The 26,243-nt window shown below is 60.2% G+C and carries 19 protein-coding genes and 2 pseudogenes; 3 read left to right on the plus strand and 18 right to left on the minus strand.

Annotated elements, in window-relative coordinates:
* Window positions 1–261: 261 nt before the first annotated feature.
* Window positions 262–1,206, plus strand: a pseudogene (locus JJD74_RS31425) (methyl-accepting chemotaxis protein); the annotation flags it as partial.
* A gap of 141 nt (window positions 1,207–1,347) precedes the next feature.
* Window positions 1,348–2,061 carry a methyl-accepting chemotaxis protein gene (locus JJD74_RS31430; RefSeq protein WP_442793283.1) on the plus strand — a complete coding sequence of 238 codons (714 nt, stop codon included), beginning with the start codon at window positions 1,348–1,350 and terminating at the stop codon, window positions 2,059–2,061.
* Window positions 2,062–2,215: 154 nt separating this feature from the next.
* Here the strand turns inward: JJD74_RS31430 and JJD74_RS11735 are convergent, their stop codons facing one another.
* The 18 genes and pseudogenes from JJD74_RS11735 to hutC form a co-directional block, all read right to left on the minus strand.
* Complete coding sequence (locus JJD74_RS11735; protein WP_042557240.1) at window positions 2,216–2,950, minus strand: amino acid ABC transporter ATP-binding protein; 735 nt, start codon at window positions 2,948–2,950, stop codon at window positions 2,216–2,218.
* Window positions 2,943–3,902 carry an amino acid ABC transporter permease gene (locus tag JJD74_RS11740; protein ID WP_047299383.1) on the minus strand — a complete coding sequence of 320 codons (960 nt, stop codon included), beginning with the start codon at window positions 3,900–3,902 and terminating at the stop codon, window positions 2,943–2,945. The genes JJD74_RS11735 and JJD74_RS11740 overlap by 8 nt, the downstream gene beginning before the upstream one ends.
* Window positions 3,903–4,063: 161 nt before the next feature.
* Window positions 4,064–4,861: a transporter substrate-binding domain-containing protein gene (locus JJD74_RS11745; protein ID WP_150603992.1), complete on the minus strand. Its 798-nt coding sequence runs from the start codon at window positions 4,859–4,861 to the stop codon at window positions 4,064–4,066.
* 213 nt (window positions 4,862–5,074) lie between these two features.
* Window positions 5,075–7,662: pseudogene (mdoH, locus tag JJD74_RS11750) on the minus strand (glucans biosynthesis glucosyltransferase MdoH).
* On the minus strand, window positions 7,655–9,439 hold the full coding sequence (locus tag JJD74_RS11755) for a glucan biosynthesis protein G (protein WP_234451716.1): 1,785 nt from the start codon (window positions 9,437–9,439) through the stop codon (window positions 7,655–7,657). The pseudogene mdoH and the gene JJD74_RS11755 overlap by 8 nt, the downstream one beginning before the upstream one ends.
* A 304-nt stretch (window positions 9,440–9,743) precedes the next feature.
* Window positions 9,744–10,181: a D-aminoacyl-tRNA deacylase gene (dtd, locus tag JJD74_RS11760; RefSeq protein WP_042557236.1), complete on the minus strand. Its 438-nt coding sequence runs from the start codon at window positions 10,179–10,181 to the stop codon at window positions 9,744–9,746.
* Window positions 10,178–11,149, minus strand: a complete 972-nt coding sequence (pip, locus tag JJD74_RS11765; RefSeq protein ID WP_008080611.1) for a prolyl aminopeptidase — start codon at window positions 11,147–11,149, stop codon at window positions 10,178–10,180. Before pip ends, dtd begins: the two co-directional genes overlap by 4 nt.
* A gap of 258 nt (window positions 11,150–11,407) precedes the next feature.
* On the minus strand, window positions 11,408–12,211 hold the full coding sequence (gene hutG / locus JJD74_RS11770; protein ID WP_200613953.1) for an N-formylglutamate deformylase: 804 nt from the start codon (window positions 12,209–12,211) through the stop codon (window positions 11,408–11,410).
* Between the two features lie 10 nt (window positions 12,212–12,221).
* Window positions 12,222–13,427 (minus strand): imidazolonepropionase, encoded by a 1,206-nt coding sequence (hutI, locus tag JJD74_RS11775; protein WP_200613956.1) that lies wholly within the window; start codon window positions 13,425–13,427, stop codon window positions 12,222–12,224.
* A 102-nt stretch (window positions 13,428–13,529) separates the two neighbouring features.
* The gene (gene hutH, locus JJD74_RS11780; RefSeq protein WP_042557232.1) at window positions 13,530–15,062 is read right to left on the minus strand and encodes a histidine ammonia-lyase; all 1,533 of its coding nucleotides are present in this window, start codon (window positions 15,060–15,062) and stop codon (window positions 13,530–13,532) included.
* A 117-nt stretch (window positions 15,063–15,179) separates the two neighbouring features.
* Entirely contained in the window at window positions 15,180–16,703 is a 1,524-nt protein-coding gene (hutH, locus tag JJD74_RS11785) for a histidine ammonia-lyase (protein WP_200613957.1), read from the minus strand.
* A 133-nt stretch (window positions 16,704–16,836) separates the two neighbouring features.
* Window positions 16,837–17,667 carry a quaternary amine ABC transporter ATP-binding protein gene (locus tag JJD74_RS11790; RefSeq protein ID WP_042561938.1) on the minus strand — a complete coding sequence of 277 codons (831 nt, stop codon included), beginning with the start codon at window positions 17,665–17,667 and terminating at the stop codon, window positions 16,837–16,839.
* The gene (locus JJD74_RS11795; RefSeq protein WP_042557230.1) at window positions 17,664–18,515 is read right to left on the minus strand and encodes an ABC transporter permease; all 852 of its coding nucleotides are present in this window, start codon (window positions 18,513–18,515) and stop codon (window positions 17,664–17,666) included. Before JJD74_RS11795 ends, JJD74_RS11790 begins: the two co-directional genes overlap by 4 nt.
* A gap of 83 nt (window positions 18,516–18,598) precedes the next feature.
* Window positions 18,599–19,567: an ABC transporter substrate-binding protein gene (locus JJD74_RS11800; protein WP_200613958.1), complete on the minus strand. Its 969-nt coding sequence runs from the start codon at window positions 19,565–19,567 to the stop codon at window positions 18,599–18,601.
* A 70-nt stretch (window positions 19,568–19,637) separates the two neighbouring features.
* Window positions 19,638–21,110: a purine-cytosine permease family protein gene (locus tag JJD74_RS11805; protein ID WP_200613959.1), complete on the minus strand. Its 1,473-nt coding sequence runs from the start codon at window positions 21,108–21,110 to the stop codon at window positions 19,638–19,640.
* A gap of 121 nt (window positions 21,111–21,231) precedes the next feature.
* Entirely contained in the window at window positions 21,232–22,929 is a 1,698-nt protein-coding gene (hutU, locus tag JJD74_RS11810; RefSeq protein WP_047299375.1) for a urocanate hydratase, read from the minus strand.
* A 436-nt stretch (window positions 22,930–23,365) separates the two neighbouring features.
* On the minus strand, window positions 23,366–23,935 hold the full coding sequence (locus JJD74_RS11815) for a HutD/Ves family protein (protein WP_200613960.1): 570 nt from the start codon (window positions 23,933–23,935) through the stop codon (window positions 23,366–23,368).
* Window positions 23,936–23,944: 9 nt separating this feature from the next.
* Window positions 23,945–24,655 (minus strand): histidine utilization repressor, encoded by a 711-nt coding sequence (gene hutC, locus JJD74_RS11820; RefSeq protein WP_181818442.1) that lies wholly within the window; start codon window positions 24,653–24,655, stop codon window positions 23,945–23,947.
* A 145-nt stretch (window positions 24,656–24,800) separates the two neighbouring features.
* Between hutC and JJD74_RS11825 the strand changes: the two genes are divergently transcribed.
* On the plus strand, window positions 24,801–26,165 hold the full coding sequence (locus JJD74_RS11825) for a formimidoylglutamate deiminase (RefSeq protein WP_042557224.1): 1,365 nt from the start codon (window positions 24,801–24,803) through the stop codon (window positions 26,163–26,165).
* Window positions 26,166–26,243 lie beyond the last annotated feature (78 nt).

Raw genomic sequence — 26,243 nt, forward strand, 5'->3', positions numbered from 1 at the left:
TAGAAGCAAGATCAAAAGATCGCAGCCTTCGGCAGCTCCTACATTTGCACCGTGCGGGGCCGTCGGATAAGTGGTGTTACAGATTGCCATCACTTGGCCGATACCCTCCCCATAAGTCCAATTAGTGGGTCGGGGAGTCGTCGCATGTACCGTTGGTTAGCCGAGAGTCTTGGAAACGTCAGCGTCAAGCGCAAACTGGGAATCGGTTTCGGCCTGGTGCTGTTGCTGACGTTATTGATCACCTTTACCGGCTGGACCGGCATGAGCGGCATCATCAGCCGCGGCGACAAGCTCGGGTTCATCTCCAGCCTTAACGAGCTGACCAAGGACCTTCGACTGGCACGGCTGGACTATGAAGCGCGCCGTGGCGAACAAGGCCCGGGCACGGTCAACGAACTGCTGAGCAAACTCGACAGCGGTCTGCAAACCGCTCGCAGCCTGATCGAACAACCGTCCGATGCCGCCATGGTCGATAAGCAACTGGCCGCCGTCGCTGAATACAAACGTGCCTTTGCCGACATGACCCAAGCCACCGTCCACCGCGAAGACGCCCGCAGCAAGCTGGGCGCCAACGCTGACAACGCTGTAGCCAAAGTATCCGAAGTCGAAAAAACAATGCTGCAGGGTGACAGTGTTGCGCAGTTCAACAACGTGATCGAGCTGAGCAAACTGCTCCAGCAGGCGCGTTATCAAGTGCGCGGCTACACCTACAGCGGCAAGGCCGAGGCGGAGCAACCGGCCTTGGATGCCATCGACAATGCCCTGAAAAAGCTCGAAAGCCTGCCTTCGCAACTGCCGGAACAGCACATCGCCAACCTGCAACAGGCCACCGACTCGATCAAGGCCTATCGCGCGGCGGTCGCTCAGTTCCGCGATTCGCAGGTCACCAGCGCCACGTCACAGGCGCGCATGTCTGCTCAGGGCGACATTCTGATCGACCTCAGCAAGAAGCTGACGGCTTCGCAAACTGTCGTGCGCGACACCGATGCCGCCCACGCCAAAAACATGCTGTTGATCGCCACCCTGCTGGCCTTGGCCTTCGGCTTGCTGGCCGCTTGGGCGATCACCCGGCAGATCATCATTCCGCTGAACCAGACCCTGAAAGTCGCGGAACGTGTAGCTGCCGGCGATCTGACCCACAATCTGGTCTTGCTGCGCCGCGACGAACTCGGCCAGCTGCAACGCTCCATGCAGAGCATGACCCAAGGCCTGCGTGAGCTGATCGGCGGGATCAGCGAGGGCGTGACCCAGATCGCCAGCGCCGCTGAAGAACTGTCGGCGGTGACCGAGCAGACCAGCGCCGGGGTCAACAATCAGAAGATCGAGACCGATCAGGTTGCCACGGCCATGAACGAAATGACCGCCACCGTGCAAGAAGTCGCGCGTAACGCCGAAGAGGCCTCAGAAGCCGCCGTCGCCGCCGACCAACAGGCCCGCGAAGGCGACAAGGTGGTTGGCGAAGCAATCGTCCAGATCGAACGTCTGGCCGTTGAAGTCGGCAACTCCACCACAGCCATGGGCGAGCTCAAGCGCGAAAGCGACAAAATCGGCAGCGTGCTCGACGTGATCAAATCCGTGGCCCAGCAAACCAACCTGCTGGCACTCAACGCCGCAATTGAAGCGGCGCGTGCCGGTGAAGCCGGACGTGGTTTCGCGGTGGTAGCCGATGAAGTGCGCAGCCTCGCGCAGCGCACTCAGAAGTCCACCGAAGAGATCGAAGAGCTGATCGTCGGCCTGCAAAACGGCACCCAGCAAGTGGCGACGATCATGGACAACAGCCGCACCCTCACCGACAGTAGCGTCGAGCTGACCCGCCGGGCCGGTGGTTCGCTGGAAAGCATCACGCGCACGGTGTCGGCGATTCAGGCGATGAACCAGCAGATTGCTGCGGCGGCTGAACAGCAGAGCGCGGTGGCGGAAGAGATCAACCGTAGCGTGCTGAATGTGCGGGACGTGTCGGATCAAACGTCGGCGGCGAGTGAGGAGACAGCGGCGTCCAGCGTTGAGTTGGCGCGGTTGGGGACGCACTTGCAGACGCTGGTGGGACGCTTCAAGGTTTGAGGTGATTCAGTTGCCTCGGTTCGCTGAGGACCGAGGTGATGCTATCGCTGGCAAGCCAGCTCCCACAGGTTTGTAGTCGATCACAAGCTGTGTGTTCAGCCGATTCACAGTGGAAGCTGGCTTGCCAGCGATGGCGTCCGAGAGGACGCCGAAGTTACAGGACCTGGCGTAGAAAAGCCTGAGCTCGCGGATCCTTCGGCGCATCAAAGAACTCCGCTGGCGAGGCATCCTCCAGCAACTTGCCGTGATCGAAGAACAGCACCCGATCCGCCACTTCCCGGGCGAAACCCATTTCGTGGGTGACGCACACCATGGTCATGCCTTCCACGGCCAGGTTCTTCATCACATCCAGCACTTCGCCGACCATTTCCGGGTCGAGGGCCGATGTCGGCTCATCGAACAACATCACCTTCGGTTCCATCGCCAACGCCCGGGCAATCGCCACGCGTTGCTGCTGACCGCCGGACAGACGTGACGGAAACTCGTTGGCCTTTTGCGCGATCCCGACCTTTTCCAGCAATGCCATAGCCTTGGCTTCGCGCTCTTTCTTGCCGCGCTTGCGCACGACTTTCTGTGCCAGACAGAGGTTTTCCAGCACGGTCATGTGCGGGAACAGATTGAAATGCTGGAACACCATGCCGACTTCGCGGCGGTAGGCGTTGACGTCGGTTTTCGGGTCGGCCAGTTGCAGACCGTCGATGCTCACCGAGCCGGAATCGAACTCTTCCAGGCCATTGAGACAACGCAGGAAGGTCGACTTGCCGGAACCGGACGGGCCGATCACTACCAGCACTTCGCCTTTGGCGACCGAGGTGCTGACGTTATCCACCGCGCGCACCACTTGCCCGCGGGTGTCGAAGACTTTTACCAGATCGCGGACTTCAATCACTTTGCGCGAGCCTCCGCTCAAGCCGACTGGCGATTTTCGACAGCGGCAGGTTGATCAACAGGTACAGACCGGCAACACAGAACAGAATCTCGAACGGCGAAAACGACGTGGTGATGACTTCACGGCCGCTTTTGAGCAGCTCGGTGATGGCGATCACCGACACCAGCGAGGTGTCCTTGACCAGACTGATGAACTGCCCGGCCAGCGGCGGCAGCACTCGTTTGAACGCTTGCGGCAGCACGACGTGGCGCATCGACTGACCGGAACTCAGGCCGAGCGAACGCGCGGCTTCGTTCTGGCCCCGGGCAATCGACTGCACGCCGGAACGGATGATCTCGGCCACGTACGCGCCTGTGAACAGCGACAACGCGGCGATCCCGGCAAACTCCCGGGACAGGTTCATCACCGTGCCGATGAAGAAGTAGAAAATGAAAATCTGTACCAGCAGCGGTGTTCCGCGCACCAGTTCGACGTAGATGCTCGACAGGTCGCGCAGGGTCGGGTTGCTCGACAAGCGGCACAGCCCGGTAACCAGACCGATCAGCAAACCGAGAACGCCGGAGACCACCGACAGCCAAAGCGTCGTCCACAGCCCCCATAACAGCGGCCCTGCCGCCCAATGCCGAGTAACACCCACGACGTCGCCTTCAGCCACATCGTCGCCCTGAGCGAATTGCAGGCTGTTCTCGTCGACGGTCAGGTGCTGTTCGTCGCCTGCATCGTTGCGCAGGGTGACTTCAGCGCTGCTGCCTTTGCGCACCAGTTCAGTGACGGTGGAAATGTCCGTGGCGCGCTGGGTTTCTTCCGCCTGATAGGCGAAGTACTGCGGCACACGGTTCCAACGCCATTCGTAGGACATCAGCGACGTGGCGTAATACAACGCGCCCGCCAGACCGATCAGCACCAGCACGGTCAAGACGTGCCAGGGCCATTGGGCTTTTTTATGTTTCATTGGATTTGCAGGTTCCGATTTCTGTGTCGCTTGAGAGTCCGCCATCGCGGGCAAGCCCGCTCCCACAATGAGCCAGGGTGAGCACAAATTTTGTGTTCAACGCGAACCCTGTGGGAGCGGGCTTGCCCGCGATTGGAGCGACGCGGTCTATCTGACCGGGCTTATTCCATGTCCTTGAGCCACTCGGTGCTCTTGAACCACTTGTCATGGATGCGATCGTAGGTGCCGTCTTCGTGGATCTGGTGCAGGAAGTTGTTGATGAAGTTAAGGCTGTCGTAGTCGCCCTTCTTCAGGCCGAAGGCCAGCGGCTCGTAGGTGAACGGCTTGTCGAGGAACACCAGTTTGCCTGCACCGACCTTGGTCACCGCCACGACGTTGTATGGCGCGTCGTAGATGAAGGCGTCGGCCTTGCCGTTGACCACGTCGAGCACGGCTTCCTGCTCGTTGTCGTAGCCGTGGTACTTGGCTTTGGAGATCAGCTTCTTGGCAACCATCTCACCGGTGGTGCCGAGCTTGGAGGTGATGCGGTAGTCGGCGGTGTTCAGGTCTTTATAGGACTTGATGGTGCCTTCCAGCTCCTTGCGGATCAGCAGGGTCTGGCCAACCACGATGAACGGGTCGCTGAAGTTCAGGCGCAGGTTGCGTTCCTGAGTCAGGGTCATGCCGCTGCCGATCATGTCGAACTTGTCGGTCATCAACGCCGGGATGATGCCGTCGTAACCGGTGGAGACCAGCTCCAGTTTGACGCCCATGGCCTTGGTCATGGCTTTGAGGATATCGACTTCGAAGCCGATGATTTCACCGCGCTTGTTGGTCATCTCGAACGGCATGTAGGTCGGATCCATGCCGACTTTCAAGGTGCCGCGCTTGACCGCGTCATCGATTGCGCCCGCGTGTGCCGCATTGACTGCAACCAGTGCCGTGACGCCGACCAGCAGCATCGACAGATACTTCTTCATCTTCAAGTCCCCAAAACCATTGCGTTTGCGGCGCGAAAACCAACAGTGACGGGCAAAAAAGCCCGGGCGCGCCAATTCGGGGACGGATGCTAACGCACTCGTTCTTTTGCACAAGGGTTAATGGGTGATTTGTTTGACAATCAAGGGCTACCCTCACCCCGGGAGAGAGTTAGGGTGAGGGACTGTTCAGCAGTCAAAAAAAACCCCGCTACATTAGCGGGGTTTCTTCATCAAGCCGGCTGAGCCTGCAATGCCACCGGTCGCAGCGGCAGCAACGGCGCATGCGGATCGGCTTTCACCGAGGCCCGCCATGCGTCCAGCCACTCGGCGTGACCTTCGGCCCAGACCTGCTCGTGCAGGCGAGCCAAGGCCACCGGATCGCTCAACAGTTGCAGGCGATCATGGTTGTTCAGCCCGGCAGGACCGACCTTGATCGCGTGACGCACACGCTCCTGACGCAGCCATTCAATCGGCTCGGCCTGACCGTGACGGGAGGTCGCCAGCGAGCACGCCAAGGCGTTCTGCTGCGGATCGACCACCGCGCGGACGAAGCCGTCGTTCAGTGCGTGCCAGCGATTTTCGTGGGTGTACTGATCGGTGGCCAGCAGCGCCTGTGGCGGATTGTATTCCTCAGGGATGAGGAACAGGCTCTCGTCACGGGATTTGAGGCCCAGACCGACACGGCTGGAAATCACCGACACCGGAATCGACAGCATCAACGAACCCACGATCGGCACCAGCCACCAGAGGAAGCTCGGGTTCAGCCAGATCACCAGCAAGGCCCAGAAGAAGCCCAACAGGGTCTGCGGACCGTGGCGTTTGACCGCCTCGCTCCATGGAGTGGAGTCGTCGTCACGCTGCGGCGAGTTCCAGGTGGCGGCCCAGCCGAGGAACGCGGCCAGGACGAAACGGGTGTGGAAAATCATCCGCACCGGCGCCAGCAGCATGGAGAACAACATCTCCAGCAGCATCGACAGCGTCACCTTGAACTTGCCACCGAACTCTTTCGCGCCCTTGGCCCAGATCAGGATGATGCTCAACAGTTTCGGCAGGAACAGCAGCACGATGGTTGTCGAGAACAGCGCGATCGCCTTCTCCGGGTGCCATTGTGGCCACAGTGGATAGAGCTGACGCGGTTCAAGGAAATACTGCGGCTCCATCAAGGTGTTCACCGCCAGTAGCGCAGTCGACAACACCAGGAAGAAGAACCACAACGGCGCCGACAGGTACGACATCACGCCCGTCAGGAATACCGCACGGTGTACCGGGTGCATGCCTTTTACCAGGAACAGACGGAAGTTCATCAGGTTGCCGTGGCACCAGCGACGGTCACGCTTGAGTTCGTCGAGCAGGTTGGGCGGCAACTCTTCGTAACTGCCCGGCAGGTCGTAGGCAATCCACACGCCCCAACCGGCACGACGCATCAGTGCGGCTTCAACAAAGTCGTGAGACAGGATCGCACCGGAGAACGCCCCTTTACCCGGCAACGGCGCCAGGGCGCAGTGGTCGATAAACGGCTTCATGCGGATGATCGCGTTGTGACCCCAGTAGTGGGATTCACCCAACTGCCAGAAGTGCAGACCGGCAGTAAACAGCGGGCCGTACACGCGGGTCGCGAACTGCTGCATGCGCGCATACAGAGTGTCCATCCCCGACGCACGCGGCGCGGTCTGGATGATCCCGGCGTCCGGCGTGGCTTCCATCAAGCGCACCAGACTGGTCAGGCATTCGCCGCTCATGACCGAGTCGGCGTCGAGGACGACCATGTACTTGTAGTCACCACCCCAACGACGGCAGAAGTCGTCAAGGTTACCGCTCTTGCGTTTCACACGGCGACGACGACGGCGGTAGAAGATCTTGCCGAAGCCCTTGGCTTCGCGGCAGACGTCCAGCCAGGCCTGTTGCTCGGCTACGCAGATGTCGGAGTCGTTACTGTCGCTGAGCACGAAGAAGTCGAAGCGATCCAGATCACCGGTAGCGGCGACCGATTCGAACGTTGCACGCAGACCGGCGAATACACGCGGCACGTCTTCGTTGCAGATCGGCATTACCAGTGCGGTACGCGCTTCTTTGGCAATCGGCTCGTTGCCAGCACTTTTACCGGAGATGCGGTATTTATCGTGACCGGTGAGCAACTCGAGGAAGCCCATCAGCGCGGTCCAGAAACCGGCCGAAACCCAGCAGAACAGAATCCCGAACAGAATCAGGATGCTGGTTTGCAGCGCATACGGCAGCACTTGCGTGGCGGTTTGCAGCAGTGGCTGATGCAGGACTTCTTCCAGATCAACGAACGACCAGCCCTGGTACGGCATGATGCCTTTCATGTACCAGCCGGCGACGATGGTCTGACCGAGCATCAGCACCAGCAAGATGTAGCGACGGATCGAACCGACTGTGCGCCAGCGCGCCGCCGGCAGGACGTTCTCGTCCTTGGGCGGTTGCGGCGGGTTGGTGCGGCCAGTCAAGCGGCGCCAGCCGCGCACCAGAATATTGGTGCGCCACGGCTCCGGCACGACTTTGGTCCGCCGGATCGGTGGCGTTGCCTTGAGGCTGACCCGACCGCTGGCGTCGAGCACCAGCATTTCCGCTTCTTCAAGCTCTTCAGCGGTGCTCAGTGTCAGGCGCTTGCCCACCGAAGCCTGGGCGGCTTCGGCAGGGGCGTCGAACGTCGAGGACGACAGGCGTTCATGCAACTCGCTGAACGACTGGCAGCCCGCGAGTTCCGCGCGCTGCTCGTCGGTCATCGGCAGATGCGCCAGGTACTCCGACAGAGTCTCTGGCTGTACTTGAGAGTTACTCATCGGCAGGCAACTGATAGCTCCAGGTCTCGGTCAGGACTTCTTCAGTCGGTGCCGATTCCGGTGTGGCTGTGGCCGCGTCCGCAGCGACTGGCTGCTTGGCGTCTTTGTTGGCCTTGTCCTTGGCATCTGCGGCTGGCTTGGCGTCAGCCAGTTTGGCCTCGGCTGCCTTGGCTTCCTTGTCTAGTTTCTCTTGTTGCTTGGCGGCAACCTTGTCGGCCTTGGCAACGGACGAGTTGGACGCCGGTACCGAAGACTTGGCCAGATCCGCCGTAACGATTGGCTGCACCAGAGCGGCACGCATCTCGGTCGCCTTGCTCGCGTCCTTGATCTTCATGCGCAGGGTCAAACGCCAGCCCTTGGTTTCAGGGTTGTAGCGCACGTTGTTCTCGACCAGTTCGGCATTGTCGCCAACGCTGACCTGGCTGCGAACGTCCGCATCCGGGGCCAGAGCCGCCAGCGATGGACCTTCGAAGTCGACCAGATAGGCAACGCTGCCATCCGGCTGACGGATCAGGTTCGATTGCTTGACGTCACCGGTGGAACGCAGAGTCTGCGCAACCCAGGCGCTGTCCGGCGCATGAATCGACGCTTCGTCCATGGTCCAGTGCATGCGATAGGCGAAGTCGAGTGGCTGACCTGGCTCCGGCAGTTTTTCCGGGCTCCAGAACGCAACGATGTTGTCGTTGGTTTCGTCGGCGGTTGGAATCTCGACCAGATCGACGGTGCCTTTGCCCCAGTCGCCCTTCGGCTCGATCCAGGCGCTTGGGCGCTTGTCGTAGCGGTCGTCGAGGTCTTCGTAATGGCTGAAGTCACGGCCACGTTGCAGCAAGCCAAAACCACGCAGGTTTTCGACGCTGAAGTTGCTCACGGCCAGGTGTTTCGGGTTGTTCAGCGGACGCCAGATCCACTCGCCGTTGCCGGCATGGATCGACAGACCGCTGGAGTCGTGCAGTTCACGACGGTAGTTGAGGACTTTCGACGGCTGGTTGGCGCCGAACAGGAACATGCTGGTCAGCGGTGCGATGCCCAGTTTGCCGACCTTGTCACGCAGGAACATCTGCGCTTTGACGTCGACAATGGTGTCGCTGCCAGGGCGCAGGATCAGACGGTAGGCACCGGTAGCGCGCGGCGAATCAAGCAGGGCGAAGATCACCAGATGCTTGTCGCCCGGTTTCGGCTGCTGAATCCAGAACTCGCGAAAACGCGGGAATTCTTCACCCGACGGCAACGCGGTATCGATCGCCAGGCCGCGGGCCGACAGACCATAGGTGTGACCCTTGCCGACGACGCGGAAGTAGCTCGCGCCGAGCATGGTCATGATTTCGTCTTGCTTATCGGCCTTGTTGATCGGGTACAGCACACGGAAACCGGCATAACCCAGTTGCTCGGTGGCTTTTGGATCAAACTTCAGGTCGCCAAAATCGAAGCGAGTCGGATCGTATTTGATCTCATCGACGCTGTTGGCAGTAATTTCGTTGATTTTCACCGGTGTATCGAAGTGCATACCCTGGTGATAGAAGGAGAGCTTGAACGGCGTCTTCTTATCAGCCCACTCAGCCTTTTCGGTGAGGAAGCGGATTTTCTGATAGTCCGCGAACTTCATATCGCGGAATTCGTTCGGCAGGTTGCTGCGCGGGGCTTCGAACTTCTGCCCGGCCAGCTCTTTGGCCTTGGCCGACACATCGTCAAGATTGAACGCCCAAAGCTGACCGGCGCTGAGCAGGCACAGGAGCGCCGAACCCGCTACCAGGGCACTTCGCATGCGTTTGGCAGACATTTTTGCTGCATTACAGGGACTAACAATCACGAGCAACCCTCGCCGAAAACAGATCAAAAAACCAACGGCCAGCTATCTATATGCCAGGTTGGCGAGCATTGTTCCGACTCCGCTGGGGCAAAATGATTCCCCAATCGGATCCAGACAAGTCTCTACCTAAGTGAAAATGGACCAACGAACGCTGATCACCGTAGCGCGCGATTATCTAGTAGCCCGCATGACAACGCATCAGGGGTAACAAAGTATTTATCGCCAAAACGCCCTAAAAACGTCGAATTCTCCTAAAAAGGCGTTTCAAGTGTTGTCAGGTTTGTAACAAAAAGGTAACAGGGCCGTCGTTGACCAAATGCACCTGCATATCCGCGCCGAATCTACCTGATGCCACAGTGCCATGCACCTGTTTCGCTTTGCCTAATAGATAGTCGAATAATTCCTCGCCCAACGCCGGAGGCGCCGCGGTCGAGAAGCCCGGGCGCAACCCGCTTTTGGTATCGGCAGCCAGGGTGAACTGAGAGACCAGCAGCAACCCACCGCCGATATCGGCGAGAGACAAATTCATCTTGCCCTCGTCGTCGCTGAATACCCGATAGTTAAGCAGCTTATGCAGAAGTTTGTCGGCGCTGGCACGCGTGTCGTCGGGTTCTACCGCTACCAGCACCAGCAAACCCTGATCGACCGCGCCAACCACCTCGCCCGCCACTTCCACTCGCGCACCCCGCACGCGCTGTAAAAGCCCCTTCATGCTTCTTCGGGCGGCAGATCGAGCAGGCGACGCGCCATGTTGCCCGCCGCGCGCACCAGTGCATCAGTAATACCCGGTTCGGATGCTGCGTGGCCGGCGTCGCGGATCACCTGCAATTCGCTGTTTGGCCAGGCCTGGTGCAATTCCCAGGCGTTGTCGAGCGGGCAGATCACGTCGTAGCGACCGTGGATGATCACGCCCGGCAGATGAGCGATCTTGCCCATGTCACGAATCAACTGGTTCGGTTCAAGGAAAGCATTATTGGTGAAGTAATGGCATTCGATCCGCGCAATCGACAGCGCACGCTGCGGCTCGGAGAAGCGATCGACTACCAGTGGATTCGGCCGCAGCGTCGCGGTGCGCCCTTCCCAGGTCGACCAGGCCTTGGCTGCATGCATCTGGGCGATCTGGTCGTTACCGGTCAGGCGTTTGTGGAAGGCACTGAGCAAGTCATCGCGCTCGTCCAGTGGGATAGGCGCGATGTAGTCCTGCCAGTAATCGGGGAACAGGCGGCTGGCGCCGGCCTGATAGAACCACTCGATTTCCTGCGGACGGCAAAGAAAGATCCCACGCAGGATCAGACCGTGAACACGCTCCGGATGGGTTTGCGCGTAGGCCAGCGCCAGGGTCGAACCCCACGAACCGCCGAACAGCACCCATTTGTCGATGCCCAGGTGCTTGCGGATGCGCTCAAGGTCGGCGACCAGATCCCAGGTGGTGTTGTTTTCGAGGCTGGCGTGCGGGGTCGAGCGTCCGCAGCCACGCTGGTCGAAGGTGACAATGCGGTAAAGATTCGGATCGAAATAGCGACGGCTCTGGGCGTCGCAACCGGCGCCCGGGCCACCATGGATGAACACGACCGGCAAGCCTTCCGGTGAGCCGCTTTCGTCGACGTAAAGCGTATGGGTGTCATCGACAGCCAGATCGTGCCGGGCGTGAGGTTTGATCTGCGGAAACAAAGTCTGCATTGCGCGCTCCGTAAGGGGTCGAGGTCATCCCTGGGGGGACTTCTATTATTCTGCCGTTTGGCATCATAAACCCGATTTACGTCAATGAGCATGCCTGTGCGCTGTCGCCGTCTGTCAGCCATAAACCAAAGCGGTTTTGAGCCGCACATAAAACCTGTGGGAGCGAGCCTGCTCGCGAAAGTGGTGGGTCATGCAACATAGATGTTGCCTGACCGGACGCCTTCGCGAGCAGGCTAGCTCCCACAACGAATTGTGTGATTACGTGCGGTAGCGGGATTCGCCCCACTTCAGCAAGCCCTGCAGCAATTCCTTGAGCACCACCTGCGTCGGCTCGGCCAGATCGGCGCGATAGCGGAACGGTTCGAATTCTTCCATATAGGTGCACTGCCCCAGTTCCAGTTGCACCGCGTGAATATTCTCGGCCGGGTTGCCGTAATAACGGGTGATGTGGCCGCCCTTGAAGCGCCCGTTCAGCACATGGCTGTAGTCGCTGTGGCGCGCGCAGATCGCCTCCAGTTGAGTCGCCAACTGCGGATCGCAACTGGCGCCGTTGAAGGTACCGAGGTTGAAGTCCGGCAGCTTCCCGTCGAACAGGTGCGGGATGATCGAGCGAATCGAGTGCGCATCAAACAGCAGCGCATAGCCGAACTCGGCCTTCAGCCGTGCCAGCTCTTGCTGCAAAGTGCGGTGATACGGCGTCCAGATTTGCTCCAGATACGTCGCGCGCTCTTCTTTCGACGGCTCCAGCCCTTCCTTGAACAACGGGATGCCATCAAACAGCGTTGCCGGATACAGGCCGGTGGTCGCCCCGGCATACAACGGTTTGTCGTCGGACGGCCGGTTCAGGTCGATGACGAAGCGCGAGTACTCGGCCGCCAGAGTACTGGCGCCCAGCGCTTCGGCAAAGTCGTACAGTTGCGGAATATGCCAGTCAGTGTCCGGCAGGCTTTTCGCGTCGCCGATCAGGCCGGCCTCGACCACCGGGGTCAGACGTAAACCGGCATGCGGCATGCTGATCAGCAGCGGCACGCGACCTTGTTTGAAATTCAGAACCTTATCCACAACCGCTCTCCTACAGACTTGATTCAACGCCGTGACGCACGACGCGTTTGTCCAGATCGCCACCGAGCCAATACGTCAGATCCGCCGGGCGATCGATCTGCCAGGCGACGAAATCCGCGACCTTGCCAACTTCCAGCGAACCATGTGTGGCGGCCATGCCCAGCGCTTGCGCGGCATGAATAGTCGCGCCAGCCAAAGCCTCTTCCGGGGTCATGCGGAAACAGGTGCAGGCCATGTTCAACATCAAACGCAGCGACAACGCAGGCGAGGTGCCCGGATTGAGGTCGCTGGCGATGGCGATTTTCACCTTGTGTTTGCGCAAGTCGTCCATCGGCGGCAACTGGGTTTCGCGCAGGAAGTAGAACGCGCCCGGCAGCAGCACCGCGACGGTGTCGGACGCGGCCATGGCGATGGCATCGGCTTCGTCCATGAACTCCAGGTGATCGGCGGACAACGCCTTATAACGCGCGGCGAGGCTGGAACCGTGCAGCGACGACAGTTGCTCGGCGTGCAACTTCACCGGCAGACCGAGTGTTTGCGCGGCGATGAAAACGCGCTCGACCTGCTCCGGCGAGAACGCCAGGTATTCGCAGAACGCGTCCACCGCATCGACCAGACCTTCGGCGGCCAGCGCAGGCAGCATGTCGGTGCAGATGTGATCGATGTAATCGTCGGCGCGATCCTTGTACTCCGGCGGCAACGCGTGAGCGGCCAGGCAGGTGCTGCGCACGCTGATCGGCAGCTCTTTTGCCAGACGACGGATGACCCGCAGGATCTTGCGTTCGTTGGCCAGATCGAGACCATAGCCGGACTTCATCTCTACCGTGGTCACGCCGTCGCGCATCAGGCTTTTCAGGCGTTTGGCGGCGCTGGCGAACAGTTCATCTTCAGTAGCTTCGCGAGTCGCGCGCACGGTGCTGGCGATGCCGCCGCCGGCCGCGGCGATTTCCGCGTAGCTGACGCCTTGCAGACGTTTCTCGAATTCGCCGCTGCGATTGCCGCCGAACACCGTGTGGGTGTGGCAGTCGATCAGGCCGGGGGTGACCCACGCGCCGTGCAGGTCGCAGACCGCCGGGTATTCGCCGGACGGCAATTGATTGCGCGGGCCGATCCACTCGATGAGCGCACCGGACGTCACGATGGCGGCATCCTCGATGATCGAGTAGACGCCCTGCGCCATGGTTGCGACGTGGCAGTGTTGCCAGAGGGTTTTCATCCCTTAGTCTCCACAGTATTCAAAATCGATTTCGCGAGCAGGCTCGCTCCCACAGGGGTACGCATTCCGACTGTGGGAGCGAGCCTGCTCGCGAAGAGGTCATCAAAGGCTAGGCAGCAATTTCGCCGGAACCAGCTCGTTCAAACACCGCGAAGCCAGCAGCTCAGTCGCCGCATTGATGTCCGGTGCAAAGAACCGGTCCTTCTCATAGAACGGCACTTCCTTGCGCAGAATGGCCCGAGCCTGTTCCAGCTTCGCCGAGGTCTTCAGGCCATTGCGCAGATCCAGCCCCTGCACCGCCGCCAACCATTCCACGGCGAGAATCCCGCGAGTGTTCTCGGCCATTTCCCACAGACGCTTGCCGGCCGCTGGAGCCATTGAAACGTGGTCTTCCTGGTTGGCTGACGTTGGCAGGCTGTCCACCGAATGCGGGTGGGACAACGCCTTGTTCTCACTGGCCAGCGCGGCAGCCGTCACCTGAGCAATCATGAAACCGGAGTTCACACCGCCATTGGCCACGAGAAACGGCGGCAGTTGCGACATGTGCTTGTCCATCATCAGCGAGATGCGGCGTTCGCTCAGCGAGCCGATTTCAGCGATCGCCAGCGCCATGTTGTCAGCGGCCATGGCCACTGGTTCGGCGTGGAAGTTACCGCCGGAAATCACATCGCCTTCAGCGGCAAACACCAGCGGATTATCGGAGACGGCGTTGGCTTCAACCGCCAGCACTTCAGCAGCCTGGCGGAACTGGGTCAGGCAGGCGCCCATGACTTGCGGCTGGCAGCGCAGGGAGTACGGATCCTGGACCTTGTCGCAGTTCTGGTGCGAGTCGGAAACTTCGCTGCGCTCACCCAGCAAATCGCGGTAAGCAGCGGCCGCATCGATCTGGCCTTTCTGCCCGCGCGCCGCGTGGATGCGCGCATCGAACGGCGAGCGCGAACCGAGCACCGCTTCAACCGTCAGACCGCCCAGCGCGATGGCGCCCGCAAACAAATCCTCACCTTCAAACAGACCACGCAACGCAAAAGCAGTAGAAACCTGAGTACCGTTGAGCAGCGCCAGACCTTCCTTCGCCGCCAGCGTCAGCGGCGTCAGGCCGGCGACTTTCAGCGCTTCGGTCGCTTCCATCCACTCGCCCTTGTATCGCGCCTTGCCTTCGCCAAGCAGCACCAGCGACATGTGCGCCAATGGAGCCAGGTCGCCGGAAGCACCGACCGAACCTTTCAACGGAATGTGCGGATAGACCTCGGCATTGATCAGTGCAATGAGCGCATCGATCACAACGCGACGGATGCCAGAAAAACCACGGCTGAGGCTGTTGACCTTTAGCACCATCACCAGCCGCACCAGCGCATCGCTGATCGGCGCGCCGACCCCGGCAGCGTGGGACAACACCAGCGAGCGCTGGAGGTTTTCCAGATCTTCGCTGGCGATGCGGGTCGAGGCCAGCAGGCCGAAACCGGTATTGATGCCGTAGGCGGTACGATTTTCGGCGAGGATCTGCTCGACGCAGGCGACGCTGGCTTCAATCTGTTGCGAGGCGCTGTCGTCGAGGGTCAGCTTGACCGGGTTCTGATACACGTCACGCAGTTGGGCCAGGCTCAGTTGGCCGGGAATCAGGTTCAGCGCAGTCATTTTGTGCTCCTTTTGAGAGTTTATTGTTAACTCGCCAGACGCTCCGGAGATGTCCGTTGTCCGTCGCGTCTGCCCTTTTGGGGAGCCGCGCCTTGGTACGCTGGCGTAGATAGATTTTCAGTGCAGATTCGGTAATACGCGGTGCAGCAAGTTCGAGTCTTTCAAAACACTCGCGGCGGCGGCGATATCCGGCGCCAGCCAGCGATCCTGATCATAAGCCGGGACCTTTTCGCGCAGCAGTCGCCACGCAACATCGGTGCCCGCGCCGAAACGTTGTTCCTTGAGGAATTCAAACGCCTGCGCCGCCAGCAGATATTCGATGGCGAGGATCTGCGTGCAGTTTTCCAGGGCGCGATGCAGCTTGAGCGCGGCGTTGGTGCCCATGCTCAAGTGGTCTTCCTGCAAACCTGAAGTGATGTAGTTGTCGAGCACCGCCGGTTGCGCCAATTGGCGGTTTTCCGCACACAGCGACGCGGCGACGTATTGCACGATCATCATCCCGGAGTTAACCCCCGGATTGGCCACCAGAAATGCCGGCAGACCGCTGACGTGCGGATTCACCAGGCGATCGAGACGACGCTCGGCAATCGAGCCGATTTCCGCCATGGCAATCGCCAGCAGATCTGCCGCCATTGCCACCGACTGACCGTGCGGGTTGGCTTGCGACATGACGCGGAATTCGTCCGGTGTGCCCAGCAGCAGCGGGTTATCGGTGCAGCCATTGAGTTCGCTTTCGATCTGTTTGATCGCATGCTCCAGTTGATCGCGCGCGGCACCGTGCACCTGCGGAATCGAACGGATGCTCAGCGCGTCCTGAGTGCGAATGCCTTTGCTCGATGCGATCACTTCACTGCCGTCGAGCAATGCACGCAGATTGACGCCAACCTGCTGCATCCCCGGATGCGGTTTCAACGCGATGATCTCGGCATCGAACGCGGCGATCTGCCCGCGCTGCGCTTCGAAACTCATGGCGCCGATCACGTCGGCCCATTGCAGCAGACGCGTGGCATCGGCGATGGCCAGGCAGCTGAGGCCGGTCATGCACGGCGTGCCGTTGACCAGACACAAACCGTCCTTCGCACCGAGCTGCACCGGTTGCAGGCCCTCTTCGGCCAGCGCTTGTTGAGCAGAGGTGATTTGCCCGCGATAGCTGACGTTGCCGACGCCTAGCAGCGCGATGCCGATGTGCGCCATGTGGGTCAGATAACCCACCGAGCCTTGCGACGGCACCTGCGGCGTGATGCCACGATTGAGCAACGCCAGCAGCGCTTCGACCACCCGGCGATGGATGCCGGATTTGCCGTGGCTGTAGTTGTGGATCGCGGCACAGATGATCGCGCGGGTTTGTTCGTCAGCGAGTACCGGGCCGACGCCGCAGGCATGACTGAGCAAAGTGTTGCGTGACAACTGGCTGAGCTGTTCGTCTTTCAGTGAGACGTTGGAGAGCCCGCCCAGGCCGGTGTTGACGCCATAAGCACGCTCGCCGCTGGCAACAATGCGCTGGACGATGCCTTGCGCGTTTTCGATGCGCGCCCACGTGTCGCTCGACAGCTCGAGCGGCGCGCCGTGACGGGCGACGGCGACTACGTCTTGCCAGCGCAGTTGGGCGCCGGTGATCACGATTTTTTCAGCCTCGGACATCTTTAACCTCAACCGTAATTTTGATGCAGTTTCACCGACGCCTTCGCGAGCAGGCTCGCTCCCACAGAGAACTGCATTCCAATGTGGGAGCGAGCCTGCTCGCGAAGAGGCCAGCCCAGCCAACAAAAGTCTGCTAAACCACCGCCGCCCGCCGCTGCACGAACCGGTCAACATATTCATCCGCCGGCGAATGCAGGATCTCGCGCGGCGTACCAACCTGAATCAGCTTGCCGTCCTTGAGGATCGCAATGCGATTGCCGATACGCACCGCCTCGTCGAGGTCGTGGGTGATGAAGACGATGGTCTTGTGCAGGGTCTTTTGCAGCTCCAGCAACTGGTCCTGCATCTCGGCGCGGATCAGCGGATCCAGCGCGCTGAACGCTTCGTCCATCAGGATGATGTCGGTATCCGCCGCCAAGGCGCGGGCCAGGCCCACACGCTGACGCATGCCGCCGGAGAGCTGGTGCGGGTATTTGTTTTCGTAGCCTTTGAGGCCCACGGTGTTGATCCAGTGCTGCGCCCGCTCGGCGCACAGTTGCTTGCTCTCGCCGCGCACTTTCAGGCCGTAGGCGACGTTGTCGAGCACGCTCTTGTGCGGCAGCAGGCCGAAGCTCTGGAAGACCATGCTGATCTTGTGCCGGCGAAATTCGCGCAGGGCTTGCATGTCGTATTGCAGGATGTCCACGCCGTCCACCAGGATCGCGCCACTGGTCGGATCGATCAGGCGATTGAAGTGGCGCACCAGCGTCGATTTGCCGGAGCCGGACAGGCCCATGATCACGAAAATCTCGCCAGTGCCGATGCTCAGCGACAGGTCGTTGACTCCGACCACGCAGCCGGTTTCGTTCAGCACCTGATCCTTGGTCTTGCCCTGGCCCACCATGGCCAAGGCGTCCTTGGCGCGGTTGCCGAAAATCTTGAAGACGTTTTTGACTTCGATCTTGCTCACGGTTGCGTTGCTCATTTGCTCACCTCATGCCGTGGCCGACCGTACGCCTGAGTAATGCGGTCGATGACCACTGCGAGAATCACGATCGCCAGACCGGCCTCAAGCCCGCGTCCGACGTTGAGGGTCTGAATCCCCACCAGCACGTCTTCACCCAGGCCACGGGCGCCGATCATCGAGGCGATCACCACCATCGACAGGGCCATCATGGTGGTCTGGTTGATCCCGGCCATGATGCTCGGCAGGGCCAGCGGCAGCTGCACGCCGAACAGTTGCTGCCAGCGGTTGGCGCCGAACGCATTGATCGCTTCCATGACTTCGCCGTCGACCTGGCGAATGCCCAGATCGGTCAGGCGAATCAGCGGTGGCGCGGCGTAGATCACGGTGGCGAAAATCGCCGGGACCTTGCCCAGACCGAACAGCATCAGCACCGGGATCAGGTACACGAAACTCGGCATGGTCTGCATGATGTCGAGCAGCGGCATCAGTACCGAACGCAGGCGATTGCTGCGCGCCGAGAGAATCCCCAGCGGAATGCCGATCAGCACCGAAATGATCGTCGCCACCATCATCAGCGCCAGCGTCTGCATGAGTTTGTCCCACAGGCCGACAGCGCCTACGAGAAACAACAGACCGACGATCACTGCCGTGGTCACGACTTTGCGCGTTGCATGCCAGGCGACGACACCGACGATCGCCAGCATCAGCCACCAAGGCGCTGCACGCAGCAGGCCTTCGAGATTGACGATGGCCCACAGCAGGGTGTCCGAGATCTGGCGGAACACATCACCGTAGTTGGTGACCAGCGAATCGACCCAACCGTTGACCCAGTCGGCGATGGAAAAGGTAAAGCTTTCGGGAAACATAAGCGGCTCTCAATCAGAAATCTCAATCAAGCGATGACGGCATATCTCCCGGCCAGCCTCACGGTTGGCCGGGAGGTATCGACCTACAGCGCCGCGTCGATTTTCTTGGCGGCGTCTTCACTGACCCACGCGTGCCAGACTTCAGGATGTTCCTTGAGGAAGATTTTCGCCAGTTTTGGCGACTCGATACGTTCCTTCGCCATGCGTCCCAGATTCTGGTTCAGCAGATCGATCGGCAGGTTGACCTTTTCCAGCACGGCCACCAGCTCTGGAGCCTGCTCGTGGAAGGTCTTGGACAGGCCGACCTTGATCGTCACGGCCTTGTCGACGCCCGGTTTTTCTTCCAGTTTGACCAGATCGACCTGGCCCATCAGCGGGGTTGGCGACCAGTAGTAGAAGAGAATCGGCTCGCCACGTTTGTAGCTCGACAGCACCGCCGCATCCAGCGCCGGGCCAGTGCCTGGGCGGAAGTTGGTGTAGCTGTTTTCCAGGCCGTAGCTTTTCAGCATTTCGCTGTTGTCCAGCTCGCAGGTCCAGCCGGCCGGGCAGTTGTAGAAGCGGCCCTTGGCCGGCTCTTCAGCGTCTTTGAACACGGCGGAATACTTGGCCAGGTCAGCGATGTTTTTCAGGTCTGGTGCTTTCGGTTCAAGCTTGCGCTTGGCGTCGCCTTCGATCACATAACGCGGCACGTACCAGCCTTCGATAGCGCCCACGACAGGTGCGCCGACACCGACGACCTTGCCGGCCTTCTCGGCCTTGTTCCAGACTTCGCTGCGGCCGACCCACTCTTCGGCGAACACTTGGATATCGTTGCTGCTCAGGGCGTTTTCCATGGTGATGGAGTTGCCCGGCAGGCTGTCGGTCTTGCAGTCGTAGCCTTTCTCCAGCACCACTTGCATGACGTCGGTCAGCAGCATGCCGCTTTCCCAGTTCAGGCCGGCGAACTTCACCGGTTTGCCTGACTCGCACCAACCGGCCGCCTGGGTGGCACCGGCACTGGCGAGCAGGCCCATGGAAAGCACAGTGGTCAGCAGGGTCTTGTTCGATTTCATTGTCGTGACGCTCCTAATCATGAATTGGGCTTACGGCAGTCAAGAGGCATCCAGCCCTGTCCACGTCCAATCAGGCCTGCGCCGCAACACGGCTGGCCCCGCTTTTTTCAGGTTGTGCATCGCTGTCCCGCTCGGTCGGCAGAATCAGATGATCAGGTACGGCGCTGTGCCATTTTTTCGCACATACGTAATACACGGCGGCGGGCACCACCAGCCCGATGATCCAGGAGATATCCACATCACCCAGCGCCGCCACCAAGGGACCTGTGTAGAACTTGGTGGAAATAAACGGCAGCTGCACCAGCACGCCGAACACATAAACGCTGATACCGAGAATGTTCCAGCGGCCATAGCGACCATTCGGATCGGCCAGCGCCGGCACGTCATAGCGCTCACGGGTGATGCAGTAGTAGTCCACCAGGTTGATCGCGCTCCATGGCGTGAAGAAGGCGAGCAGGAACAGGATGAAAGACTTGAACGCCCCGAGAAACGAATGCTGACCGAGCAATGCGATCAGGGTTGCCGCACCGACGATGAACAGCACGAACACAAGACGCTGCAGGCGGGACACCTTCAGGTGGCCACGGAAACCGCTGATGATGGTCGCGATGCACATGAAGCTGCCGTAGGAGTTCAGCGTGGAAATGGTCACTTTGCCGAAGGCGATGCTGAAGTACAGCAGCGCAGCGGTGGCACCGGTACCGCCCAGATCTACGATGTAAGCCACTTCATGACCGGCGAATTGGCCGTTCGCCGAAGCCGCAGCGAATACGCCGAGGATCATCGCCACTTGGGCGCCAATCACCGACCCGGCACCCGCGGCGAAAAAGGTTTTCACCGAGGAAGTGCTGCTCGGCAGGTAGCGCGAATAGTCAGCCACGTATGGGCCGAAAGCGATCTGCCAGGAAGCGGCGAGCGACACCGCCAGCAGGAAACTGCTCCAGCTGAAGTGGCGGATTTGCAGGAGTGCGCCGACGTCGGTCTGATTCATCAGACGCCAGAACAGGAAAACAAAAGCGATCACGCCGATGACGCTGGCGATACGACCAATCCAGTGGATCACTCGATAACCGAGCACCGTGACCAAGACGATGACACTGGCGAAAATCAGGATGCCGGCGCTGTCGCTGACACCAAACAACTGGCCCAGCGCCTGACCGGAAAGCACGGTTCCGGTGGCGGTAAAACCCAGGTACATCAAACACACCAGCACGATCGGGATGGCCGCGCCATACACACCGAACTGCACGCGGCTGGAGATCATTTGCGGCAAGCCCAGTTTGGGTCCTTGCGCAGCATGCAGCGCCATGACGCCACCGCCGAGCAGTTGTCCGATCAGCAGACCGATCAACGACCAGAACACATCACCGCCCAGCACCACGGCCAGGGCCCCGGTAACAATCGCGGTGATCTGCAGATTGGCACCCATCCACAGGGTGAACTGGCTGAACAGACGACCGTGTCTTTCCACTTCCGGGATGTAGTCGATCGAACGCCTTTCGATCAACGGTTTGTTGCCTGCACGATCGGTGTCAACAGCCATGATTCAACCTCTGTGGATTGTTAGATTCCCTGTAGGAGCTGCCGCAGGCTGCGATCTTTTGATCTTGAAAAACCAACCTCAAAAGATCGCAGCCTGCGGCAGCTCCTACAGGGTTTTGCGTTTATTTACCGGTAATCATCGGCAGGTTCAGGCCCTGCTCCTTCGCGCAATCGATGGCGATCTGGTAACCGGCGTCGGCGTGACGCATGACACCGGTCGCCGGGTCGTTATGCAGCACGCGGGCGATTCGCTCGGCCGCTTCGTCGGTGCCGTCGCAGACAATCACCATGCCCGAGTGCTGCGAGAAACCCATGCCGACGCCGCCACCGTGGTGCAGGGAGACCCAGGTCGCGCCGCTCGCGGTGTTGAGCAGAGCGTTGAGCAGTGGCCAATCGGACACAGCGTCGGAACCGTCCTGCATCGATTCGGTTTCGCGGTTCGGGCTGGCGACCGAACCGGAGTCGAGGTGGTCGCGACCGATCACGATTGGCGCGGACAGCTCACCGCTGCGAACCATTTCGTTGAAGGCCAGACCAAGCTTGGCGCGCAGACCCAGGCCAACCCAGCAGATACGTGCCGGCAGACCCTGGAAGCTGATGCGCTCGCGGGCCATGTCCAGCCAGTTGTGCAGGTGGGCGTCGTCCGGGATCAGCTCTTTGACCTTGGCGTCGGTTTTGTAGATGTCTTGCGGATCACCCGACAGCGCCGCCCAGCGGAACGGGCCGATGCCACGACAGAACAGCGGACGGATGTAAGCCGGCACGAAACCCGGGAAGTCGAATGCGTTCTCGACGCCTTCTTCCTGCGCCATCTGACGGATGTTGTTGCCGTAGTCGAAGGTCGGAATGCCTTGTTTCTGGAATTCCAGCATCGCTTTGACGTGCACAGCCATCGACTGCTTGGCGGCTTTGATCACAGCGGCCGGTTCGGTCTTGGCACGGGCGCGGTATTCGTCCCAGGTCCAGCCGGCCGGCAGGTAGCCGTTGAGTGGATCGTGGGCGCTGGTCTGGTCGGTGACCATGTCCGGGCGCACGCCGCGCTTGACCAGTTCCGGCAGGATTTCCGCCGCGTTGCCCAGCAGGGCGATGGAGATCGCTTTGCCTTCTTTGGTGTATTTGGCGATGCGCGCCAGCGCGTCATCGAGGTCAGTAGCTTGCTCGTCGACGTAGCGGCTTTTCAGGCGGAAATCGATGCTGACCTGCTGGCATTCGATGTTCAGCGAGCAGGCGCCGGCCAGGGTTGCCGCCAGAGGCTGAGCGCCACCCATGCCGCCCAGACCTGCGGTCAGGACCCACTTGCCGGAGAGGTTGTCGTTGTAGTGCTGACGACCGGCCTCAACGAAGGTTTCGTAGGTGCCTTGAACGATGCCTTGGCTGCCGATGTAGATCCAGCTGCCGGCAGTCATCTGGCCGTACATAGCCAGGCCTTTGGCGTCGAGTTCGTTGAAGTGCTCCCAGCTCGCCCAGTGCGGTACGAGGTTGGAGTTGGCGATCAGGACGCGCGGGGCGTTGCTGTGGGTCTTGAACACGCCGACCGGCTTGCCGGATTGCACCAGCAGGGTCTCGTCGTCATTCAGGTTGGTCAGGCTTTCGACGATCTTGTCGTAGCACTCCCAGTTACGCGCGGCGCGACCGATACCGCCATAAACCACCAGCTCTTTCGGGTTCTCGGCGACTTCCGGGTCGAGGTTGTTCATCAGCATGCGCAGCGGCGCTTCGGTCAGCCAGCTCTTGGCGGTCAGCTTGTTGCCGCGGGCGGCACGGATTTCGACGTCACGGTGCTTTGTAAATGCAGTAGCAGTACGGTTGTTATCAGTCACGAAAAAGACTCCTCAGCGATCAATTCAAACCAACCCTGGCAGTGGGCAAGCAGCCTGCGCGCATCAATGCGCGACAAGCGAATCAGTGGACGCTGCGGACTCATACGCATACGTCTTTACTTGTACATACAAGCATATGCAATCAAGCGGCCAACTTGGTGACGGGGTGTTCAAGAAAAATCGCGGACACGGCTGGAGGTCGCCTGAATCAAGGGTTCTGGCGATCATGAAATTTTTCGCGGGGCTGGTTTGGGGAGCTGGTGGATGGTTACGAGAGCATGGTTTTGCGCCACGCTGGGGCGTTCGGTAACAAGTTGGTGCGTGGTTGGGAGCACCCCAAAAGCAAAAGATCGCAGCCTTCGGCAGCTCCTACAGGGTGTATATCAATCCCACTGTAGGAGCTGCCGAAGGCTGCGATCTTTAGATTGTTTGCGAATCAGCGTGTAGTGAGTTCGATCACGCAGCAACCGGCATTGACGGATATCTCAACCAGCCCGGTGTTACCGTCCAGTTGCAGGCAGTCGTGTCGGCCAAGTTGTGCACTCTTCTCACCGACCAAAACTTCAAGCAACTCACTGACACTGAACACCAGCACCGTCCCCGCCGAACTGAAAAACCGTTGCTCGCCATCCAGCCACTGCAACCGCGCGCTGTAACGCTGCGGCGCATAAATCAGGTTGAAGTCGCGAATCGCCCCACCGAGCAAGGTGCAGGAAACCTGGCTCTCACCGCTGAATGCAAAGGGATCGAGCGGTAGCAGTGGCCGAGTATCGTCGCCGTCGACGCACAGGGTCATGCCGTCACCCTGCAACACGGTAATCACCCGCTGGTAACCGGCAAAGCTCGAAAAACCGCCGGACTCGGCGATGTCGGCAATCGAAAGACGCCAGCCGAAACCGTCGAGGCCAGCGCCAGCGTCACGGGTGATTTCTTCAGTGCTACCGCCGCCGTTTTTCCACGGCATGCGCGGATAGCCTTCGGCGCGCAGGACTTTCAGTGAACTCATTTATGCTCTCTATTTATGGAACCGACCTTCCAGACGATGACGGGAACCGGGGTGAATCAGGCGCGCAGCGGTCACCGGCTGACGGCCCGACCACGTGCGGCGGCGGATCAGCAGGCATGGCTCGCCTTTTTCGATCTGCAGCAACTTGCACTCGGACGCTTCGGCCAGGATTGCTTCGACCACATGCTCTCCCTCAGTCAGCGGCGCAACCTGGTTCAGATAGGCGTATGGCGTTTGCAGCGTGAAGTCCTGCTTGAGATATTCCGGGGCGACCAGCGCGTTGACGAAACGGTCTTCGATTTGCACCGGAATATCGTTTTCGTAATGCACGATCAGCGAGTGAAATACCTTTTGCCCTTCGCGCATGTCCAGCGCCAGTGCGCGCTCGGAACCGGCAGCCTCTTCTTCGAGGGTGATGACCTGGCAGGTGTGGCGATGACCGCGGGAGGCGATTTCATCGGCGATGTTATGCACTTCAAACAGCGCGGACTGGCTCTTCGGCTCGGCGACGAAGGTGCCGACGCCTTGCATACGCACCAGCAGGCCGTCGGCGGTCATCTCGCGCAGCGCGCGATTGATGGTCATGCGGCTGAAACCGAGCTGATTGACCAGTTCGCTCTCGGACGGCACGCGGTAGTGCGGCGGCCAGTTACCGCTGTCGATCTGCTGGGTGATCATCTGTTTGACGCGAGCGTACAAGGGCGCCGGACTATCGCCCATGTTCGCGGCCAACGGGGAAACTGGAGGCGGAGTCGGCACGGTGGATCCTTGTTCGTCGGTAGAGGTTGCTAGCTTGCCGGAGTTTACCGGGCAGGCAAACGTCTGTATATGTATATACAAATAACACACGATGGGGTGCTGAACCATGTCCGCCTTCTTTGCCGAACGCGCGCTGCTGCCTAACGGATGGGCCAATAATGTACGTCTTGAGGTCAGCGCCGATGGCCTGCTGACCCAAATCCTGGCCGATTCCACCGCAGATGGCGCCGAACGGTTGAGCGGACCGTTGCTGCCGGGAATGCCCAACCTGCACTCCCACGCTTTTCAGCGAGCGATGGCCGGACTGGCCGAAGTCGCCGGGAATCCCAATGACAGTTTCTGGACCTGGCGCGACCTGATGTATCGCCTCGTCGGAAAAATCAGCCCGGATCAACTCGGCGTGATCGCCCGTCAGCTGTACATCGAAATGCTCAAGGCCGGTTACACCTCGGTCGCTGAGTTTCACTATGTTCACCATGACAGCAATGGTCAGCCTTATGCCGATCCGGCGGAACTGGCGCTGCGCATCAGTCAGGCTGCCAGCGAAAGCGGCATCGGTTTGACCCTGCTACCGGTGCTCTACAGCCACGCCGGTTTCGGCGGCCAGACACCAAACGACGGCCAGCGCCGATTTATCAACAGCACCGAAAACTACCTGAATCTGCAATCGCGTTTGCAGCCCTTGTTGGCGCAGCAAAAGGCGCAATCACTGGGTCTGTGTTTCCACTCGTTGCGCGCGGTGACCCCGCAGCAGATCAGCGAAGTCCTGGCGGCCAGTGACAAGCAATGCCCGGTGCACATTCACATCGCCGAACAACAGAAAGAAGTCGACGACTGCCTGAGCTGGAGCGGTCGCCGCCCGCTGCAATGGCTGTATGAAAACACTGAAGTCGATCAGCGCTGGTGCCTGGTCCACGCCACTCACGCCAACCCGGAAGAAGTCACGCTGATGGCCAAGAGTCGCGCCATTGCCGGCCTGTGCCTGACCACCGAAGCCAACCTGGGCGACGGGATTTTCCCGGCGGTGGATTTCATGGCTCAGGGCGGGCGCATGGGTATCGGCTCTGACAGCCATGTGTCGCTGAGCGTGGTCGAGGAATTGCGTTGGCTGGAATACGGCCAGCGTTTGCGTGATCAGCGGCGTAACCGTTTGTATGGCGCGGATCAGCCGATGGTCGGACGCACGTTGTACGACGCGGCACTGGATGGCGGCGCTCAGGCATTGGGACAGCCGATTGGTGCGCTGGAAGTCGGCAAGCGCGCTGACTGGATTGTGCTCGATGGCAACGATCCGTATCTGGCGACGGCGAGTGGGGACGGGATTTTGAATCGCTGGTTGTTTGCTGGCGGTGATCGTCAGGTGCGTGATGTGCTGGTCAATGGTCAGTGGGTTGTGCGTGATGGCCGGCATGCCGGCGAAGAGGACAGTGCGCGTGCCTTCACCCAGGTCCTGCGCGACCTCCTCGGCTGACACAAAACAAAAATGTGGGAGCGAGCCTGCTCGCGAAAGCGGTGTATCAGCAACATTTTCGTTAACTGACACGCCCTC

It is taken from the genome of Pseudomonas sp. MF6776 (assembly GCF_016613125.1).
In the GTDB taxonomy this organism is placed as follows: domain Bacteria; phylum Pseudomonadota; class Gammaproteobacteria; order Pseudomonadales; family Pseudomonadaceae; genus Aquipseudomonas; species Aquipseudomonas iridis.

Bases quoted from the DNA above. Each gene is read 5' to 3' on its own strand.
- pip (WP_008080611.1), bottom strand. From the start codon at position 11,149: ATGCAGACTTTGTTTCCGCAGATCAAACCTCACGCCCGGCACGATCTG.
- JJD74_RS11800 (WP_200613958.1), bottom strand. From the start codon at position 19,567: ATGAAATCGAACAAGACCCTGCTGACCACTGTGCTTTCCATGGGCCTG.
- JJD74_RS11745 (WP_150603992.1), bottom strand. From the start codon at position 4,861: ATGAAGAAGTATCTGTCGATGCTGCTGGTCGGCGTCACGGCACTGGTT.
- dtd (WP_042557236.1), bottom strand. From the start codon at position 10,181: ATGAAGGGGCTTTTACAGCGCGTGCGGGGTGCGCGAGTGGAAGTGGCG.
- hutH (WP_042557232.1), bottom strand. From the start codon at position 15,062: ATGACTGCGCTGAACCTGATTCCCGGCCAACTGAGCCTGGCCCAACTG.
- hutC (WP_181818442.1), bottom strand. From the start codon at position 24,655: ATGGGCGATAGTCCGGCGCCCTTGTACGCTCGCGTCAAACAGATGATC.
- JJD74_RS11795 (WP_042557230.1), bottom strand. From the start codon at position 18,515: ATGTTTCCCGAAAGCTTTACCTTTTCCATCGCCGACTGGGTCAACGGT.
- JJD74_RS11790 (WP_042561938.1), bottom strand. From the start codon at position 17,667: ATGAGCAACGCAACCGTGAGCAAGATCGAAGTCAAAAACGTCTTCAAG.
- hutH (WP_200613957.1), bottom strand. From the start codon at position 16,703: ATGTCCGAGGCTGAAAAAATCGTGATCACCGGCGCCCAACTGCGCTGG.
- JJD74_RS11755 (WP_234451716.1), bottom strand. From the start codon at position 9,439: ATGTCTGCCAAACGCATGCGAAGTGCCCTGGTAGCGGGTTCGGCGCTC.
- JJD74_RS11825 (WP_042557224.1), top strand. From the start codon at position 24,801: ATGTCCGCCTTCTTTGCCGAACGCGCGCTGCTGCCTAACGGATGGGCC.
- hutI (WP_200613956.1), bottom strand. From the start codon at position 13,427: ATGAAAACCCTCTGGCAACACTGCCACGTCGCAACCATGGCGCAGGGC.
- JJD74_RS31430 (WP_442793283.1), top strand. From the start codon at position 1,348: ATGAACGAAATGACCGCCACCGTGCAAGAAGTCGCGCGTAACGCCGAA.
- JJD74_RS11740 (WP_047299383.1), bottom strand. From the start codon at position 3,902: ATGAAACATAAAAAAGCCCAATGGCCCTGGCACGTCTTGACCGTGCTG.
- JJD74_RS11805 (WP_200613959.1), bottom strand. From the start codon at position 21,110: ATGGCTGTTGACACCGATCGTGCAGGCAACAAACCGTTGATCGAAAGG.
- JJD74_RS11815 (WP_200613960.1), bottom strand. From the start codon at position 23,935: ATGAGTTCACTGAAAGTCCTGCGCGCCGAAGGCTATCCGCGCATGCCG.